The sequence below is a fragment of the Lysinibacillus sp. FSL R5-0849 genome (assembly GCF_038595075.1).
GTDB classification, from domain to species: domain Bacteria; phylum Bacillota; class Bacilli; order Bacillales_A; family Planococcaceae; genus Lysinibacillus; species Lysinibacillus fusiformis.
Genome location: NZ_CP152004.1, coordinates 3,913,047 through 3,929,600, shown reverse-complemented (window position 1 = coordinate 3,929,600; position 16,554 = coordinate 3,913,047). Strand labels below are relative to the sequence as shown.

Annotated in this window: 18 protein-coding genes; 10 read left to right on the top strand and 8 right to left on the bottom strand. The window is 37.6% G+C overall.

The features are described 5' to 3' along the window. Positions 1-10: 10 nt before the first annotated feature. Entirely contained in the window at positions 11-757 is a 747-nt protein-coding gene (locus tag MKY80_RS19415; RefSeq protein ID WP_008173431.1) for an arylamine N-acetyltransferase, read from the bottom strand. Positions 758-943: 186 nt separating this feature from the next. On the opposite strand from MKY80_RS19415, the gene nagB reads away from it, so the two are divergent. The 3 genes from nagB to MKY80_RS19400 all read left to right on the top strand — a co-directional run bounded on the left by nagB (position 944) and on the right by MKY80_RS19400 (position 3,268). Then, positions 944-1,657 (top strand): glucosamine-6-phosphate deaminase, encoded by a 714-nt coding sequence (nagB, locus tag MKY80_RS19410; protein WP_239355376.1) that lies wholly within the window; start codon positions 944-946, stop codon positions 1,655-1,657. Positions 1,658-1,939: 282 nt separating this feature from the next. Next, positions 1,940-2,848, top strand: coding sequence for an LD-carboxypeptidase (locus MKY80_RS19405; protein WP_008173429.1), 909 nt, complete (start codon positions 1,940-1,942; stop codon positions 2,846-2,848). A gap of 18 nt (positions 2,849-2,866) precedes the next feature. Beyond that, positions 2,867-3,268: a cytidine deaminase gene (locus MKY80_RS19400; RefSeq protein WP_036127356.1), complete on the top strand. Its 402-nt coding sequence runs from the start codon at positions 2,867-2,869 to the stop codon at positions 3,266-3,268. A gap of 45 nt (positions 3,269-3,313) precedes the next feature. Here MKY80_RS19400 and MKY80_RS19395 read toward each other — a convergent pair whose 3' ends face one another. The 3 genes from MKY80_RS19395 to MKY80_RS19385 all read right to left on the bottom strand — a co-directional run bounded on the left by MKY80_RS19395 (position 3,314) and on the right by MKY80_RS19385 (position 6,412). Next, positions 3,314-4,900 carry a catalase gene (locus MKY80_RS19395; RefSeq protein WP_008173426.1) on the bottom strand — a complete coding sequence of 529 codons (1,587 nt, stop codon included), beginning with the start codon at positions 4,898-4,900 and terminating at the stop codon, positions 3,314-3,316. Positions 4,901-5,197: 297 nt separating this feature from the next. Next, positions 5,198-5,707 carry a hypothetical protein gene (locus MKY80_RS19390; protein WP_342530773.1) on the bottom strand — a complete coding sequence of 170 codons (510 nt, stop codon included), beginning with the start codon at positions 5,705-5,707 and terminating at the stop codon, positions 5,198-5,200. A gap of 15 nt (positions 5,708-5,722) precedes the next feature. Beyond that, positions 5,723-6,412 (bottom strand): phenylalanine--tRNA ligase beta subunit-related protein, encoded by a 690-nt coding sequence (locus MKY80_RS19385; protein WP_089987048.1) that lies wholly within the window; start codon positions 6,410-6,412, stop codon positions 5,723-5,725. Positions 6,413-6,471: 59 nt separating this feature from the next. Between MKY80_RS19385 and queG the strand changes: the two genes are divergently transcribed. Next, entirely contained in the window at positions 6,472-7,608 is a 1,137-nt protein-coding gene (gene queG, locus MKY80_RS19380) for a tRNA epoxyqueuosine(34) reductase QueG (RefSeq protein ID WP_342530770.1), read from the top strand. 66 nt (positions 7,609-7,674) lie between these two features. Beyond that, positions 7,675-8,148 (top strand): tRNA (uridine(34)/cytosine(34)/5-carboxymethylaminomethyluridine(34)-2'-O)-methyltransferase TrmL, encoded by a 474-nt coding sequence (trmL, locus tag MKY80_RS19375; protein ID WP_008173417.1) that lies wholly within the window; start codon positions 7,675-7,677, stop codon positions 8,146-8,148. 36 nt (positions 8,149-8,184) lie between these two features. Here the strand turns inward: trmL and MKY80_RS19370 are convergent, their stop codons facing one another. Beyond that, entirely contained in the window at positions 8,185-9,030 is an 846-nt protein-coding gene (locus tag MKY80_RS19370) for a VOC family protein (protein ID WP_239355378.1), read from the bottom strand. A gap of 394 nt (positions 9,031-9,424) precedes the next feature. On the opposite strand from MKY80_RS19370, the gene MKY80_RS19365 reads away from it, so the two are divergent. Together MKY80_RS19365 and MKY80_RS19360 are read left to right on the top strand one after the other, a co-directional pair. Beyond that, positions 9,425-9,595 carry a hypothetical protein gene (locus MKY80_RS19365; RefSeq protein ID WP_008173412.1) on the top strand — a complete coding sequence of 57 codons (171 nt, stop codon included), beginning with the start codon at positions 9,425-9,427 and terminating at the stop codon, positions 9,593-9,595. Between the two features lie 84 nt (positions 9,596-9,679). Beyond that, a complete protein-coding gene (locus MKY80_RS19360) occupies positions 9,680-10,510 on the top strand; it encodes an aldo/keto reductase (protein WP_008173410.1) in 831 nt (276 codons plus the stop codon). 48 nt (positions 10,511-10,558) lie between these two features. Here the strand turns inward: MKY80_RS19360 and MKY80_RS19355 are convergent, their stop codons facing one another. Together MKY80_RS19355 and MKY80_RS19350 are read right to left on the bottom strand one after the other, a co-directional pair. After that, positions 10,559-11,398, bottom strand: a complete 840-nt coding sequence (locus tag MKY80_RS19355; RefSeq protein ID WP_036120414.1) for an RluA family pseudouridine synthase — start codon at positions 11,396-11,398, stop codon at positions 10,559-10,561. A 54-nt stretch (positions 11,399-11,452) separates the two neighbouring features. After that, positions 11,453-11,878: a disulfide oxidoreductase gene (locus MKY80_RS19350; RefSeq protein ID WP_008173406.1), complete on the bottom strand. Its 426-nt coding sequence runs from the start codon at positions 11,876-11,878 to the stop codon at positions 11,453-11,455. 183 nt (positions 11,879-12,061) lie between these two features. Here MKY80_RS19350 and MKY80_RS19345 point away from each other — a divergent pair, with 183 nt between their 5' ends. Both MKY80_RS19345 and MKY80_RS19340 read left to right on the top strand, forming a co-directional pair. Then, positions 12,062-13,177 (top strand): GAF domain-containing sensor histidine kinase, encoded by a 1,116-nt coding sequence (locus MKY80_RS19345; protein ID WP_008173404.1) that lies wholly within the window; start codon positions 12,062-12,064, stop codon positions 13,175-13,177. A gap of 12 nt (positions 13,178-13,189) precedes the next feature. Continuing rightward, complete coding sequence (locus MKY80_RS19340; RefSeq protein WP_008173403.1) at positions 13,190-13,837, top strand: response regulator transcription factor; 648 nt, start codon at positions 13,190-13,192, stop codon at positions 13,835-13,837. A 53-nt stretch (positions 13,838-13,890) separates the two neighbouring features. Here MKY80_RS19340 and MKY80_RS19335 read toward each other — a convergent pair whose 3' ends face one another. Next, positions 13,891-15,012 carry a response regulator gene (locus MKY80_RS19335; protein WP_090003252.1) on the bottom strand — a complete coding sequence of 374 codons (1,122 nt, stop codon included), beginning with the start codon at positions 15,010-15,012 and terminating at the stop codon, positions 13,891-13,893. Positions 15,013-15,583: 571 nt separating this feature from the next. Here MKY80_RS19335 and MKY80_RS19330 point away from each other — a divergent pair. After that, positions 15,584-16,513 (top strand): YafY family protein, encoded by a 930-nt coding sequence (locus MKY80_RS19330; protein WP_008173399.1) that lies wholly within the window; start codon positions 15,584-15,586, stop codon positions 16,511-16,513. The last annotated feature ends 41 nt before the right edge of the window (positions 16,514-16,554 follow it).

Here is a 16,554-nt window from a genome sequence, read left to right as displayed (position 1 = left end):
TCGCTTTCCTTTATTGTTGTATAGAAATATGAAAAAAGCGCTGTAATGCTTGCTGCCATTCCTTCTCGGTGTTTGTTGTATAGGTAGTTAAGGATGGTCCTTCGTAAATTCTAAATTCATTGTTCATCATCGTGTGACGACCACGAGCCGTTCGAATCATGGCGATTTTATTTTTTTGCTTGGAGAGTCGTGGGGCAAATTTTGCATCATTTGCATCATCATGAAAGCAATAGAGCAAACGCCATTGCTGTTTGGTTTGCTCAAAAAGCATCCAACCATTTTCTTCATCATACTCTACTTTATATAATTCTCGACCTTCTCGGTGTTTATATCCGGCTATTAATGGTACTGGTTTACAAGGCGCTAAAGCACCAACGCCTACATCTGAAATATAGGATTGCTTCGCATCCTTTACTAGTAATAACTGATGCATGGGTATATCTTCAGGAGGCATATGTTCTTCAACATTGCGCCAAAACTGAGCATAGCGATTGGTAACTGAGAAGCCTAGCTCCCGTAAAAGCCAGCTAAATAAAATATTTAGTTCAAAACAATTGCCACCACGTCGCTCAACAATAATCTTTTGAAATAAATTAGGAATAGAGAATGAGATACCGAGGTTCAAGGCAACATCTAAATTTTCATAGGGAATAGTCAATAGATGCTTTGTCTGTAGCTGTCCTAGTAGTTGGACAGTAGGCTCTAAAGTTCCTTGAAATTGAATATGCTGTAAATATTGCTGAATCTGTGCATTCATAAAATCGCCTCACTTCCTTATTAATAACATAACCGAAACAGCAACAGAATACACGCATAATATTACGAGGGAAATGATAGAAAAATAGCTAAATAACTTGTAGAATTAATATATTAGCTACTATAAAGTGAAATTTTTTACAATATAGTTAATGAATAAGAATTTAAGGTAGGTATGATAAGGAAAATGAAATGGATAGAAGTCAATACATATGACGAAATGAGCGAAATGGCCGCAAAGATTTTTTTAGAGCAAATACAGAAGAAGCCAAATAGTGTGCTAGGATTAGCAACTGGTGGTTCACCTGTAGGAATGTATAAAGAATTAGTAGCCCGACATCAAGCTGGTCAAGTATCATTTAAGGATGTACAAACTTTTAATTTGGACGAATATGTAGGTCTTAAGCGAACAAGTCCTGCAAGTTACTGGACTTTTATGCACAATAATTTATTTAATGATGTAAATATTAAACAAGAAAATATACATTTGCCAAATGGTGAGGCAGAGGATTTAGCTGCTGAATGCAAGGCATATGATGCAAGAATTGATGCGGTAGAAGGTATTGATTTACAGCTTCTTGGAATTGGCGTAAATGGTCATATAGGTTTTAATGAGCCAGGTACTCCGTTCCATTCTATGACAAATATTGTCGAATTAACGACATCAACAAGAACAGAAAATGCGATTTACTTTGATGACGAAGCCGAAGTCCCAACACATGCGATTACGATGGGCATTCAATCCATTATGAAGGCGAAGGAAATTGTCCTGATTGCCTTTGGTGAAAAGAAGCTGGCGGCCATTCAAAAATTGAAAAGTGGCCATATAACAGAAGATTTCCCTGCAAGTCAATTATTGAAACATCCTAACGTGACGATTATTTATGGCGGCACAAATTAACAATAAAAAGCAAAGTCTTCTTATGACTGAAGACTTTGCTTTCTTGTTTTTTCCTGAAAACGGATGAGCAATGGATATACGCTCCCAAAAATTACTGCTACAATAACAATTAAATCACCCTTGTTGAAGGGTATGTCTAAATGTCTGAAGGTTGCAATTGCAGAATGTCGATCGTTTCTTCTTAAGTAGAAAATAACCGTATAGAATGATGGGAAGAAGATGCAATAATAGCTAAATGTCTTCGCACTAACTTAGAGACAGCATTAGAAAAATAAAGGAGGAATGAACGTGAAAAATACCGTACCACGTTTACAAAAGGGAGATGTAGTAGGTGTAGTTGCCCTATCGAGTCTAGTAGAATCTGAAAAGCTTGGGGACGCATTAGCTTTTTTAGATGAGTTGGGTCTTCGCTATATCGTAGGGGATACCATCCATGCCAAGCATGATTATTTAGCGGGAAGTGATGAAATCAGGTTAGCTGATTTTCATGAAATGGTTAAAAATCCTGAAGTGAAAGCGATTTTTTGTGTAAAGGGAGGTTATGGCGCTGCCCGAATAGCTGAAAAAATTGATTATACGCTATTAGAGGAAAATCCAAAAATTTTCTGGGGCTTTTCAGATATTACCTATTTGCATTGTGCCATCAATGAGTACGCTAATTTAGTAACATTCCACGGACCTATGCTAATGGCTGCTAATACAATGGATGAACTATCGAAGAAAATGTTTGTACAATTATTTTCCCCTATCGAAATACAATATACGGAATCAATTTCTCCTTTAATAACAATTGCTGGTGGGGTGGCACGCGGTGAATTAATAGGAGGAAATCTTTATCGTCTTGTCAGCACATTAGGTACTAAATTTGAGATACAGACAGAAGGTAAGATTTTATTGATAGAGGAGTTAGCTGAATCGATTCCTAACATTGATTCGATGCTACAGCAATTAAAGCAAGCTAGGAAATTTGAGCAGCTAGCAGGTGTTGTCATTGGCTCCTTTACACAAACAGAGTCGGATGATGCAGCACTAAATAATTTAATGAAAGAGTATTTTGGAGACTTAGGCATTCCTGTTGTGGCAGGTTTTAAAATAGGACATGAATTAACGAATATAGGCATTCCTCTTGGGGTAGATGCGTATTTAGATGCAGAGGGAAAAGTGTTGAAGATATTACCAGGAGTATATTAACTGTGGGGGATTGATGATATGGATATTGAGAAAAAGCTCTATGAAGCAGCTGTCCAATTAGTGGAGAAAAGATATCCCTCAGGATGGGGCGGAGCGGCCGCTTTATATTCTGAGGACGGGCATATTTTAACTAGTGTCGCACCAGAGGTCATCAATGCAGCAACTGAATTATGTATGGAAACGGGTGCTATTTTAGAGGCGCATAAATTGAATACAAAGGTGACACATTCGATTTGTGTTGCTAGAGAAAATGAAAAATCTAAATTCGTAGTCCTCACACCTTGTGGGGTCTGCCAAGAAAGACTCTTTTATTGGGGAGAGAATGTGAAGGCAGCAGTTACGAATTCAGACGGTTCACTAATATTTAAAACGTTAAAAGAGATACAACCATATCACTGGTATAAGGCCTATGAACAATAATGCAAAAAGACATTACAAAAATATGTAATGTCTTTTTGGTGTGATTTAATAAGGCTCGGCATTATGTCCTTTATCTATCGCATCCTGAGGGGCATGATCGCCACCAATATTGCCAAGTGGCTTTGAAGGAGAAGATTCCTTTCTAGCCTTATGCAACCCTTCTTTTAGCAAACGACCATATTCTTCATCTGCTTCTTCCGCTAGTGCAATCATTGCATTTTGTATATCCATATGACAGACCGATAAATCACGAATTAAATTGGCAAGCAGCTCATCGCGCTCCCATTGCTCAAAGTTACGGTAAGTTTCACCAGCTTGCTTTGTATTACTTTGACGATCAATGGATTCTCGAACAAGGTTTCCTTCAACATAAGGAGTATATTCCTTACCATCCTGAGCTGCTTCCTTTAAGCCATTTAACATGGACGGCTCATAATTAATATGTGGATTTTGACCAGGTGCTAAATCTCGTTTATACATCATTTGCCCACCACTTTGATTGGTTGCTACACGCTTTTTAGGCGCATTAATTGGCAATTGAAGATAGTTGGCTCCCACACGGTGACGCTGTGTATCTGAATAGGAGAATGTACGACCTTGTAGCATTTTATCATCGGAGAAATCTAAACCATCGACCAGTACGCCCGTACCGAAAGTAGCTTGTTCTACCTCTGCAAAATAGTCCTCAGGATTTTTGTTTAATACCATTTTACCGACTGAATACCATGGGAATTGATCGTTTGGCCAAAGCTTTGTGTCATCCAATGGATCAAAATCAAGCTCAGGATGTGGACCATCCTCCATAATTTGAACATGTAACTCCCATTCAGGAAATTCTTCACGTTCAATCGCATCATATAAATCCTGTGTGGCATGATTAAAGTTTTTCTGCTGAATTTCTTCTGCTTCTTTTTGTGTTAAATTTTTAATGCCCTGAAGTGGTTCCCAGTGATATTTGACTAGAACCCCTTTACCTTCGTGATTAACCCACTTATACGTATTGACGCCAGAGCCCTGCATCATACGATAGTTAGCGGGTATACCCCAAGGTGAATATACAAATGTTACCATGTGGAAAGATTCTGGTGAGCTAGCACAAAAATCAAAGAAACGTTCAACGTTTTGAATATTAGTAATAGGATCAGGTTTAAATGCATGAATCATGTCAGGGAATTTCATTGCATCACGGATAAAGAAGATTTTTAAATTATTGCCTACTAAATCCCAGTTGCCATCTTCTGTATAAAATTTTACCGCAAAGCCTCGTGGGTCACGTAATGTTTCAGGCGAATGTCCACCATGTATAACCGTTGAAAAACGCACAAATACAGGTGTTTTTTTTCCTTTATCCTGAAAGACTTTTGCACGGGTATATTTAGAAATTGGTTCATCGCCTACTACACCGTATGTTTCAAAATAACCATGTGCACCAGCACCGCGAGCATGAACAACTCGTTCTGGGACTCGCTCCCTGTCAAAGTGACTTATCTTCTCTAGAAAATCATAATTTTCAAGTGTTGCAGGACCTCGATTACTAACCGTTCGTAAATTTTGATTGTTAGTAACGGGATGCCCCTGTCGATTTGTCAATGTTGTATCTTGCTCATGTGTTGAATCATTTTGCTGCGTCATTGTATGACCCCTTTCCAAGAGATACTTCCATTTTGTCCTTGAAAGCGGCAATCTAGACATAGGGAATTTTTACATATTTGCTGATAAAAAAGCTCTCCATACATAGATGTAGGAGAGCCTTGGATGGCGTTTTCAAATGGAATCAAGTTTTTTGAGTATGGCCTTTACCTATAGTTGGTCATTAGTCATCGGTCATACAGTAACAGGTAACTTGTTATTGGTTTTTATTTAATTAGCCGAATAGCTAAATTTGAAAACAGCACATCCAACTCGGTTTGGAGTCTCACCGCCCCGAGATTAGAAATAACGGGAATCATCAAAGTTAAGTTGTATGCTGTAATTTTTTGAATTAATAAGATTGGATAGTTTATGTGCCTGTTTTTCGAGCTTCATTGCGCGTTCTCTATAGTCATCTGGCTCATATAATGCAATCTCGTATAACATAGCACCATCACCATAGCCAAAGCGGACACTTTCTTTTTCCCTCATACTAAATTCTTTACATAGTTCAGCCTCAGCACGCAGCTGTGTAGCTAATTCGATAGCTTCCACTAGTGCTAGTTTATGATCTTTAAAGTCTACTGTGTTTTGGATGTTTGCTTCATACACTAAACGATCTAGCGTACGCGTATCTACACGAACTTGTGCCAATTCGGCTTCAATAAGGGAGAGTGCACGGTTACTTGTTTTAGGAGCCTGTCCCTTTTCTACTGTCACAAAAGCACTACGATGTAATTCACTAATAAGCTCTTGCGTTTTCTTTCCTAAAATACTTTTTAGTTTAACAGCTTCTGCAAGATTGATCACGAAAACACGTCCTTTTTATAGTATTGTAGATGGTGCATTATTTGACAAGAGGGCAATTTGATAGTCACCACCATGAATTTGGTTAAACATTTTGCCTGCTGACGCCAAAAGGTCATTCGCTGCTTCATGTGTTAGTGATGGTCTAAGATAAAAAATATGGAGCGCCTCAGTCGTATCCTCTGTAACGGCTGTCCGTTTAGAATCGACAAATGGAGAACCAAACGCTCCCTTTTCATCACGGCTATAGAGGATTTTGTTAAACGTATTAAAACGACCATTTAAACCCTCATAACCAATGTCTTCGTGGCCAAGAGATATTTCTACGCACCCTTTCATAAGGGCTACATCATATAGACCAATCGGAATTTCATATTGAAGAGAGAAGAAGTTATTTAAATCTACACCAGAATGAAATGGTGTTAAAAAGTTTTGTTTACTAATTCGACGCATAAGGCTTTCTGCTGAGTGACGATAACGATTTGGATCGGCACCTAGCTGTTTCCATAGTGCTCGCCATTCCGCAATACCCTCACGCTGGTTCACTGGAAGGTCCTGCATGTCCAGAAAAAGGTTTTCTTGATACAATTGCATCCGACCTTTAATCATTTGAGGGGATTCTGCTACAACAATTTTGGTATAATGAATAATGCCGATTTTTAGCTCGGGATGTTGTGTTAATAGAGATTCGTTAATGGAAATTTCCAAAGAACATCACCTACTTTATCTATTTCTATTATTGTACCATGTAAGGAGTTGGAAATAAAATGAACATACATGACCTACAACGCGACTTTGTGGCATATGCAATATCCATTGGCGTTGATAAAATAGGTTTTACAACAGCAGCTCCCTTTACAGAATTAAAAAACCGACTGCGTCGTCAGCAGGAGCTTGGCTATCAGTCTGGCTTTGAAGAAAGTGATATTGAAAAACGTACCGAACCCCTGCATTTATTAAATGAGGCAGAGAGTATTGTCTCGATCGCGGTTGCTTATCCCTCACGTATGCAAAATGCACCCATTGGCAAAAGGGGAGCAAGACGTGGGATATTTTGCCGTGCTTCATGGGGAGTCGATTATCATACAGCAATACGTGAACGTTTGAAGTTATTATCTGCTTGGCTTGAGGAGCGTGTCGAAGGTGTTCGTATTGAGTCAATGGTTGATACAGGTGCACTTGTAGACCGTGCAGTAGCAGAACGTGCAGGCATAGGCTGGAGCGGTAAAAACTGTTCGATTATAACACCTGAATTCGGGTCTTATGTGTATTTAGGGGAGCTTATTACCAATATTCCATTCTCGCCAGATAAGCCAATGGAGGATGAATGTGGGGAATGTCGCCTATGCTTGGATGTTTGTCCAACCGGTGCATTAATCCAAGGAGGGCAATTGGATGCACAACGTTGTATTGCCTTCCTCACTCAAACGAAGGGAACACTTCCTGATGAGTTTCGTAACCATATTGGTAATCGTCTCTATGGCTGTGATACATGTCAGACTGTGTGTCCCAAAAATAAAGGGAAAATTAATTGGATTCATGAAGAATTTATGCCAGATCCAGAGCTTGCCAAGCCATTACTAACACCACTATTAACGATTTCTAATAGAGAATTTAAGGAAAAATTTGGCCACGTTTCTGGTTCATGGCGAGGTAAAAAGCCCATTCAACGAAATGCGATCCTCGCCCTTGCTCATTTTAAAGAGGAAGCGGCTATTCCAGATCTTATCAACCTTTTGAAAAACGATGATCGTCCAGTCATTCGAGGCACATCAGCATGGGCTTTAGGTAAGATAGGCGGAGAACAGGCCAAGTCTGCCTTATATGATGCGGAGGCTAATGAGCAGGACGAAGAAGTATTGCATGAAATTCACAAAGGTTTGCAGTTTTTTTATGATGAATGAAGAAAAAACAACTCGACTAAATGAGTAATACTAAAAGAAATTATGACAATAAGGAAGTGTATCGTTATGCCATTGCATATCGTTTTATATCAACCAGAAATTCCAGCGAATACAGGAAATATTGCTCGCACTTGTGCTGGTACAAATACTTCATTACATTTAATTCGTCCACTAGGCTTTTCAACCGACGATAAAATGCTAAAACGGGCAGGCTTAGATTATTGGCATAGTGTGAATGTTGTTTATCATGATTCACTAGATGATTTTATAGCGTATTCTAAAGATGGTGACGTATATTTAATCGAAACTTATAGTGATGAGCCGTTCACCACGCATGATTTTAGTGATAAGGAGCGTGACATTTACTTTATGTTTGGGAAAGAAACAACAGGACTGCCGAAAGAATTTGCGTATGAACGTCGCAATATGTGCTTGCGTATTCCGCAAAGTGATCATGTCCGTTCACTCAACTTATCTAATACGGCTGCGATTGTTATATATGAGGCATTACGACAACAAGGATATCCAGGTTTACATTAATAAAAGCAGTTCTCAAATTGTGAGAACTGCTTTTTACTAAAGTTTTAATAATACGACATTTCCAGCTGGGTCCTCGGTTTGGAATCCACCGTCCATATCGATAACAGGTGCACCCATTGCACGAAGGTTTGCTTTCATTATTGATGCTTGTTCTTCATTATCTAAACGCAGTGAGTACGTTTTTAAGCCTACTTGGTTTTCGCCAAGCTTTGGGGCATTTTCTGAGTGCCAAGTGTTTAGGCCAATGTGATGGTGATAGCGCCCTGTAGAAATAAATAATGCCTGAGAACCATAGCGCGCCACAATATCATACCCTAAGCCATTTGTATAAAATTGTTCAGCTTCTGCCAAGTTAGAAACAGATAAGTGAATATGTCCCATGACTGTACCAGCAGGAAGGCCATTCCAATTTCCGTTACCTTCTTCTAAAATCGATCGAATATTTAGGGGCTCTGTCACCATATGCACTTGATCCATATGCCATCCCCATTCATTTTCAGGACGATCTACGTATACCTCAATACCATTATCATCAGGATCATTTAAATAGAGTGCTTCACTGACAGCATGATCAGAAGCCCCAAGATATACTCCTTTTTCATGAAAATGCGTGATAATATTTGCCAAATCACGACGAGTTGGCAAGAGTAGTGCAAAATGATAAAGTCCAGTCGTCCTGTTCAGTTTTTCTTCCACTGTGTTTGGTTGGACAATTGTTAATAGTGCAGTATGTCCATCCGCTGTTAAAGTAGCTTTATGTGATTCTTGGTGTAAAACGTTGAAGCCAATGACGTCTTGATAAAATGCTAAAGAACGTTGTAGATCGCTTACTTTTATTTCAACATTTGTTACATATGTGTTAGGTTTTTCATGGAAATGCATATAGAATACCTCCAGTAAGTTATTTTTATTTATTTAGTTACTTTATGTAAGTTAGTTTATTTTAATAATAGCCGAAAGTCAAGTAAGGAATGTTATTGTTCGACAAAAAAAGAAAATCACTAAGCATATCTAATGCTTAGTGATTTTCTCGAGGTATTATTTATCCGCTTTGTAATCGCCTTCGTACCCAGCAGTAAAAATAGCTGTTAAGAAAGCAACTGTTACACCAATGATTAATAATAGTTTCATGGAAGTAACCCTCCTCATGTAATAAAGACATCTCTATTTAGTATAGCCTATCTACTATGAAAATGAAACGACATACCTGAATAAAATATGTCAGAAATGGTTCAAACGTATAGTTATCGGGAAAACTATTAAGGAGGTGATTCATATGAAAAAAAAAGTGCCAAACATTGAAAATGGTACGATGGCGAGAGATATGAAGGAATTAAAAGATTTGGGCAAACAAATGGAACATTTACGTGATGGTCTAGAGCTTGCGGAGGATGAGCGTATTGCCGACCCTATTCAATTGGAAAGTATTGAGGAAAAGGATGAATAGTGGTGAAGAACAGTAGCTTCCTTATTTTTCTTAAATCCAATTTTTTGTATAATGGTACTAGGAAAAAGAAAGGGGTGGTGATTCGTGAATTTACAATCATCGAAAACATTATCAAATGGAGTAGAAATGCCTCGCTTCGGCTTAGGTGTTTATAAAATGACAGATCATGAAGAAACATTACAATCCATCGATACAGCGCTGAAGGTTGGTTATCGAGCTATTGATACGGCATCTTTGTATGGGAATGAAGCAGAGGTAGGAGAAGCTATTCGTCATTCAGGTGTACCACGTGAACATATTTTTGTTACCACAAAAGTATGGAATAATGACCAAGGATATGATGAAACCTTACGCGCTTTTGAAGTATCGCTGAAGAAACTTAATATGGATTACGTAGATTTATATTTGACTCATTGGGCTGTTCCAGAAACATTTGAGGAAACCTATCGTGCCATTGAACGCCTATATGATGAAAAACTAATTCGTGCAACAGGTGTGTCGAACCATCATGAGCATCATTTAGAAAAAATACTGGCAAAGGCCAATATTGCTCCAATGGTTAATCAGGTGGAGATGCATCCATATTTACAACAACAAGCATTAAGCGCATTTTGCCATGAACATCAGATTGCAGTTACTGCATGGTCACCGTTAGGACGAGGTGGGGTACTTGATGATTCTACTATCGTAGAAATTGGCAAGGAGATTGGCAAGTCGGCTGCTCAGGTAGTGTTACGCTGGCATTTACAAAATGACACATTGATTATTCCTAAATCGGTGACACCTAGTCGAATTGCAGAAAATGCTCAGATTTTTGACTTTGAATTAACACAGACTCAAATGGATAAGATAGCGTCATTAAATAGTAATCAACGATTTGGGCAAGATCCTGATCATTTTAAATTTGATTTTTAGTTCTATTAAAAAAATCCCGCTCTCGTAATAGAGAAGCGGGATTTTTGATTATTGCTCGTCCTTGACTGTAATGCGTTTATTTAAAAATGGATGGTCAAATTCTAATTGGATAGCATGGAGTTCATAGTCATCACTAACCGTTTCTCTTGCACCGTACATAGTATCACCAATAATAGGATGGCCGATATAGGCTAAATGGACACGAATTTGATGTGTTCGACCCGTTTCAAGAATCAAATGGACCACACAGGAATTTTTATAGCGTGAAACAACTTCATAATGTGTCACTGCATGCTGTCCAGTTTTGGACACGACACGTCTAGATGCGTGGTGTCGATCTTTACCAATAGATTCGGAAATGGTACCTGATGAGGAGCGTATATTTCCTTGTACTTCTGCCGCATACGTCCGAATAATAGATTTTTCTTCAATCATCCGGTCAAAAATTGATTTCGCTAAAGGATGCTTGGCTACGAGTAATAAACCTTGTGTCCCTTTATCTAGTCGATGGACATGCTCTGCATACATACCACCTTGTTGTTGAATATGTGCCATAACGTGGTTCATACATGTATGGGTATCTCGGTCATCATTAGGGTGCGTTGCCATACCCTTTGGCTTCGATACGATTAAGCAATGATCATCCTCATAAACTATATCAATCGCACAAACAGGGGTTGGTTTATAGCTAGATGCTGGGATTGGGAATGTAAATTTAACAATAGTGCCGACTTGTAAAGGAGTATTCCATTGAACAAGCTCATCATTTTCTAAAGTAATAGCTTTTGCCATACGTAGTTCATGGACGAGCTTTTTGCCTAGTCGCCAATGATTACGTAACAGTTCCTCAATCGTTAAGTGATCTTCATTGAATGTATAAAGAAACATTAATCTTCCTCCGTAGAAAAGACCGTATTCCAAAGGTAGAACACGGTCTCTTGATTATTTTGCAGCTTTTGTAGCTTTTATTAAATAGAAGCTTGCCCCTGCAATTAAAATAAATGCAGTTAATGCTAAAAATGGAATAGTAATAAAGCCTAACCAGTTAATATATTGTCCTGTACATGATACGGCGCCACAAGAAGGGGCATTATCCGCTAAAAAACTAAGCTTTTGAATGCCGTAATGATAGAGTGAGATACAGCCTCCGATAACAGAGAAAACCGCTGTTGTGACAGCAATACGAGCATTTTTTTGTATGAAGGCTACAGTGGCCATAATGACGATAGGGTACATAAAAATACGCTGTATCCAACATAATTTACACGGTTCATAATGACGAATTTCAGAAAAGTATAATGAACCCAGTGTAGCTACAGCAGAAACTATCCATATAAATAATAAGCCATTTTCCTCTTTTTTAGACATATCGATTCTCCCCTTTATAAAAACACTACTTGTACGATTATAGTTGTTCTAGTTTTATATGTAAATTAACTTACGCAAAATAAGGACGATAATTTCAGTCTAAAGTATGAACGGCTAATGAAGACGACCCTAATGCCTTAATGGTATCATTAACAATAGTAATGCTATAGAAGAGGTGTTTTCGTGAAGGAAAATGAGCATTCCAATATAAGTATATTAAAGGAAATTGCAGAGCTATTAAATGAAGAAACTGAAATTGTTACGATGCTAAAAGGGGCCCTTATCAAATTTTTAAATGGCACGAATTTTGAAACAGGCTGGATCTTTTTTATTGACGCAAAGGGACGCTCGGAGCTTGTTGTTCATGAAAATTTACCTGAGGCATTGGAATTTAACAACTGTCATTATTTAAAAAAAGGTGGCTGTTGGTGTGTATCGCGCTATCGTAATGAGGAGCTAAAAAAGGCATCTAATATCATTGAATGTCAACGTATTGAAAGTGCCATTGCAGCTAATGTTGGGGATCATGAAGGAATCACCCATCATGCCACAGTGCCCCTTCAATCTGGACAAGAACGTTTTGGTGTATTAAATGTTGCCTCAAAGGATACGGTACGCTTTTCAGAGGAGGAGCTAGCCCTATTGGAGTCGGTAGCATTTCAGATGGGTTCTGCTATAAAGCGAATTTTACTGACGAAACAAGAGCAAGAAATGGCCCTTGTAAAGGAACGCAACCGTCTAGCAAGAGATTTACATGATTCAGTCAATCAACTATTATTCTCGGTTACGCTAACGGCGAGGGCTGGAATTGAAATGACACAGGATAGCGATGTGAAAGAAACATTTAAAGAGATACAGCATTTAACTCAGGATGCGCTAACAGAGATGCGGGCATTGATTTGGCAGCTACGACCAAAGGGATTGGAAAATGGCCTACTGGAAGCGATAAAAGTATATGCTGAGATGCTTGGCTTAAAATTACATGTTATGGTTTCAGGAGTCCTACAATTTCCATCGCGGATTGAAGAGACATTATTTCGAGTAGCTCAAGAGGCTTTAAATAATGTGAGACGCCATGCAGGTGTTTTAGAGGCAGCACTTTATATTACCGTCACGTCTACAGATATTTTATTAGTTATACGCGATGAGGGACGAGGATTTGTCATTGACAATAATACGAAGCTACTGTCAATGGGCTTACAATCCATTAAGGACCGTGCAAAATCAGTGGGTGGCACTGCCGACTGGGTAAGTGAAATGGGCAAAGGTACGGAGCTGCTGATCCGCTTGCCATACTAAGGGGGAGAGGACATGATACGTGTATTAATTGCAGACGATCATCACGTAGTGCGTCGAGGGTTATTGTTTTTCTTAAAGACACAAAAGGATATTGAGGTTGTTGGAGAGGCGAAAAATGGACATGAAGCCGTATCATTAGCAGAAAGTATCCAACCTGACATTATTTTAATGGATTTAGTGATGCCTGAGTTGGACGGCATACAGGCGACAAAGCGCATTAAAGCAAAATTTCCAAAAATAGAGATTTTAATGCTGACAAGCTTTTCAGATCGGGACCATGTTGTCCCTGCAATGGAGGCTGGGGCAGCAGGCTATCAATTGAAAGATATTGAGCCAGATGAATTGGTCTTATCTATTCGTCGTATTATGCGTGGCGAAAATACATTACACCCAGAGGCTACAACGACGCTTGAAATGGATCGCCAGGAGGCACAGAATGCCCCGCATTCGTTAAATCCATTGACACCTCGTGAGCAGGATGTGCTGGCAGAGCTTACAAAAGGGAAAAGTAATCGAGAAATTGCATCCTCATTATTTGTTACAGAAAAAACAGTTAAAACTCATATTTCTAATATATTTACAAAATTACAAGTACAAGATCGTACCCAGGCTGCTCTATATGCAGTTAAACATGGTTTGACAGAGGGTAGTGGTAGCTAAAGCAAAACGACGAGTTTCTACAATATTGTAGGAGCTCGTCGTTTTTAGTTTGGTTATTTACTTTCCACAAACAACTTTTTTGATATCTCTAATAAAGTAGAACTTGGAGCTAATGCTAAATCCTCTTTTAGTTTTTGTTTATACGTTAGGAAAATTTTGTGCGCCTGCTCATGAAGACCTGCCTGAATTAATGTGTATAAATAGTGTTCAAGTTTTTGTTCATTATAGGGATCATATTCTAATAAAGCATGCAAAAATTCTATGGCTTTATCAGTATCTGAAAAGACTGTAGTTTGGAACCCTTTTTCTAATAACTCTATGTATGATTTCGTTAATCTATCCTTATAGGCTTTTGCCCATTCATAATCATCAAATACAAATAAACCATTTTTATAAATTGCTAGACATTGATGAATTAAAGAAATAGAAGGAAATTCTAATCGTGAAAAATCCTCATGAAGTTTTTGAAAATCATATAAGTCACACACGAGGCTTGGTTTTTCAAAGATATAGTATTTATTTGAAAAAACAATACAGTTTTCATAGCCAATCGTATTTAATGTTTTCCTTAAGTACGACAAAGCTGTATGAAGATTTGATTTGGCTCTTACATAATCTAAATCTGGCCAAAGAATTTCAATTAAATAATCTCGGTGAATAGGAATATTTGGATGCAAAATAAAATAAGCAAATAATTCCTTCGTCTTCTCAGTTTTAAATGCTACTAAGCTTTTATTGCTATAAACAGCAAATTGATCAAAGCATTGTACGTTTAATAACGTTTGAGTTGCCTGTTGAAGCATCTGCTGTATAGAAAATTCATGCTCAATACGAGTCACTGTTTTTTCTAAACGAGCATGGCTGATGGGTTTTAATAAATAATCAAGTCCACCAATTTCATAAGCTTGTAAAGCAAATTCATGATGGGAAGTAATAAAAACAACACTGACATGTGGACGCTCTGTTTTAATAATGTCCGCTACTTCAAGTCCAGAAAGTTCTTTGAGTTTTACCTCTAAAAATAGAACCTCAAATTCTATCGAGGGTAGCTCATTAAGAAATACTTCTACACTTGTAAAGGTTTGAATAATTTGTATTTGCTGAAATACTTGTAGTTTATTTTGAAAATAGTGTAAAGCTAAAGGTTCATTGTCTATTAAAACGGCTCGAATCACATCAAACTCTCCTTTTTACAATTAAATTGAAAACCATTAAACTCTAGTTCATTTTGGTTGAAAAGGCTTTCTATATATACTGAAGGGCATGAAAAGTTAAAATCACTTAATTTTCTCTATTAAAAATTTGATACTAAAATAAAGCAATTTATAGTAGGTCTTCCACAGGCGAGAGTTAGTAATCCTGTGGGGGTGTCACATCACGCCAAATCCCTTCTTAGAAAGTATTCGCCGTTCATTATATAGAAGAAAGAAGTTATTTATTTGTGTTAAGAGAATTGAAATAATTGTTTAGGCGTTTATGTATCAAACTATTCTTATAAAAAATTGAAATAGTTTATATTTAGTAGGAACATAAAGCTGTAAGAGATCGACTTTAAAAAGTAATATTTTTTCTTATATTGTAAAAATAGTATAATGATTGTAATAATTAATCAGGCGTAATTATAGTACATTTGTCTTAAATAAAACTAAAAAAGTACTTAAAAAATACTTAAAAATATAGGATGATAGTAATTAAAATGCATTTTGCTGAGAAAAAAATAAGATCTATGAAGAAAGGGGCTTCGCTATGAAATTAGAGCGTCTGCTTACAATGATAATGATATTAATCAATCGAAAAAAGGTTACCGCACAAGAATTAGCAGAAGTATTTAATGTGTCGGTTCGTACTATTTATAGAGATATTGAAACACTTAGCTGTGCAGGGGTACCGGTTATTAGCCAACAAGGGGTGCACGGAGGAATTAGCTTGATAGATGGATATCGTGTGGATAAACAGATTTTAACAAAGGATGAGCTTACATCTCTGACAATTGCCATTAAAAGTGCTTTGACTACCTATGAAGATTCTCATGCAGAAGCTGTTCTTGAAAAGCTAACAAGTATTGCAGATGATCATGTCAAACAATCGATGGACCACCTATTTATAGATCTGAGTCCATGGGGGCCAAATATACTTTTTAAGGAACATATTACGATTTTAAAAAGTGCTATAGAAAATAGGCACTGTGTAAGCTTTACTTATTCGACGACACATGGAGAGTTAACAAGGCGAGTAGTTGAACCGCATACATTGGTTCAAAAAGGGAAGACATGGTATTTATATGGCTATTGCACGTTAAGAATGGACTTTCGTCTCTTTAAATTGGCAAGAATTAAAAACTTAATGCAAGAAGATCTACACTATGAGCGGAAGGAAATTAATTTAAGTGAACTTCCATGGGGGAAAGAATGGTATCAGCCAGAAAACGTAGTGGATTTAGTAATTAGTTTTGATATGGCTGTGACGACATTAGTGGAAGAATCCTTTGGAGTAGAATTTGTTGATCATAAGCAGGCCAAAATTAATATATCTATACCAGAGGATGAGTGGCTGTACGGCTTTTTACTTAGTTTTGGCAATCGCATAAAAGTTATTGAACCACCACACATAAGGGACATACTTCAAAAACGTGCGCAGGAAATTGTTCAATTATATAAAAATCCAGATAATAGTTGACAGACAGTTGTCAGGTTTCCTTTGCTATAGTAAGGACAAAT

Bases quoted from the DNA above. Each gene is read 5' to 3' on its own strand.
- MKY80_RS19395 (WP_008173426.1), bottom strand. From the start codon at position 4,900: ATGACGCAGCAAAATGATTCAACACATGAGCAAGATACAACATTGACA.
- MKY80_RS19365 (WP_008173412.1), top strand. From the start codon at position 9,425: ATGAAAAAAAAAGTGCCAAACATTGAAAATGGTACGATGGCGAGAGAT.
- MKY80_RS19355 (WP_036120414.1), bottom strand. From the start codon at position 11,398: ATGTTTCTTTATACATTCAATGAAGATCACTTAACGATTGAGGAACTG.
- nagB (WP_239355376.1), top strand. From the start codon at position 944: ATGAAATGGATAGAAGTCAATACATATGACGAAATGAGCGAAATGGCC.
- MKY80_RS19340 (WP_008173403.1), top strand. From the start codon at position 13,190: ATGATACGTGTATTAATTGCAGACGATCATCACGTAGTGCGTCGAGGG.
- MKY80_RS19400 (WP_036127356.1), top strand. From the start codon at position 2,867: ATGGATATTGAGAAAAAGCTCTATGAAGCAGCTGTCCAATTAGTGGAG.
- MKY80_RS19330 (WP_008173399.1), top strand. From the start codon at position 15,584: ATGAAATTAGAGCGTCTGCTTACAATGATAATGATATTAATCAATCGA.
- trmL (WP_008173417.1), top strand. From the start codon at position 7,675: ATGCCATTGCATATCGTTTTATATCAACCAGAAATTCCAGCGAATACA.
- MKY80_RS19405 (WP_008173429.1), top strand. From the start codon at position 1,940: ATGAACGTGAAAAATACCGTACCACGTTTACAAAAGGGAGATGTAGTA.
- MKY80_RS19370 (WP_239355378.1), bottom strand. From the start codon at position 9,030: ATGCATTTCCATGAAAAACCTAACACATATGTAACAAATGTTGAAATA.
- MKY80_RS19350 (WP_008173406.1), bottom strand. From the start codon at position 11,878: ATGTCTAAAAAAGAGGAAAATGGCTTATTATTTATATGGATAGTTTCT.
- queG (WP_342530770.1), top strand. From the start codon at position 6,472: ATGAACATACATGACCTACAACGCGACTTTGTGGCATATGCAATATCC.
- MKY80_RS19415 (WP_008173431.1), bottom strand. From the start codon at position 757: ATGAATGCACAGATTCAGCAATATTTACAGCATATTCAATTTCAAGGA.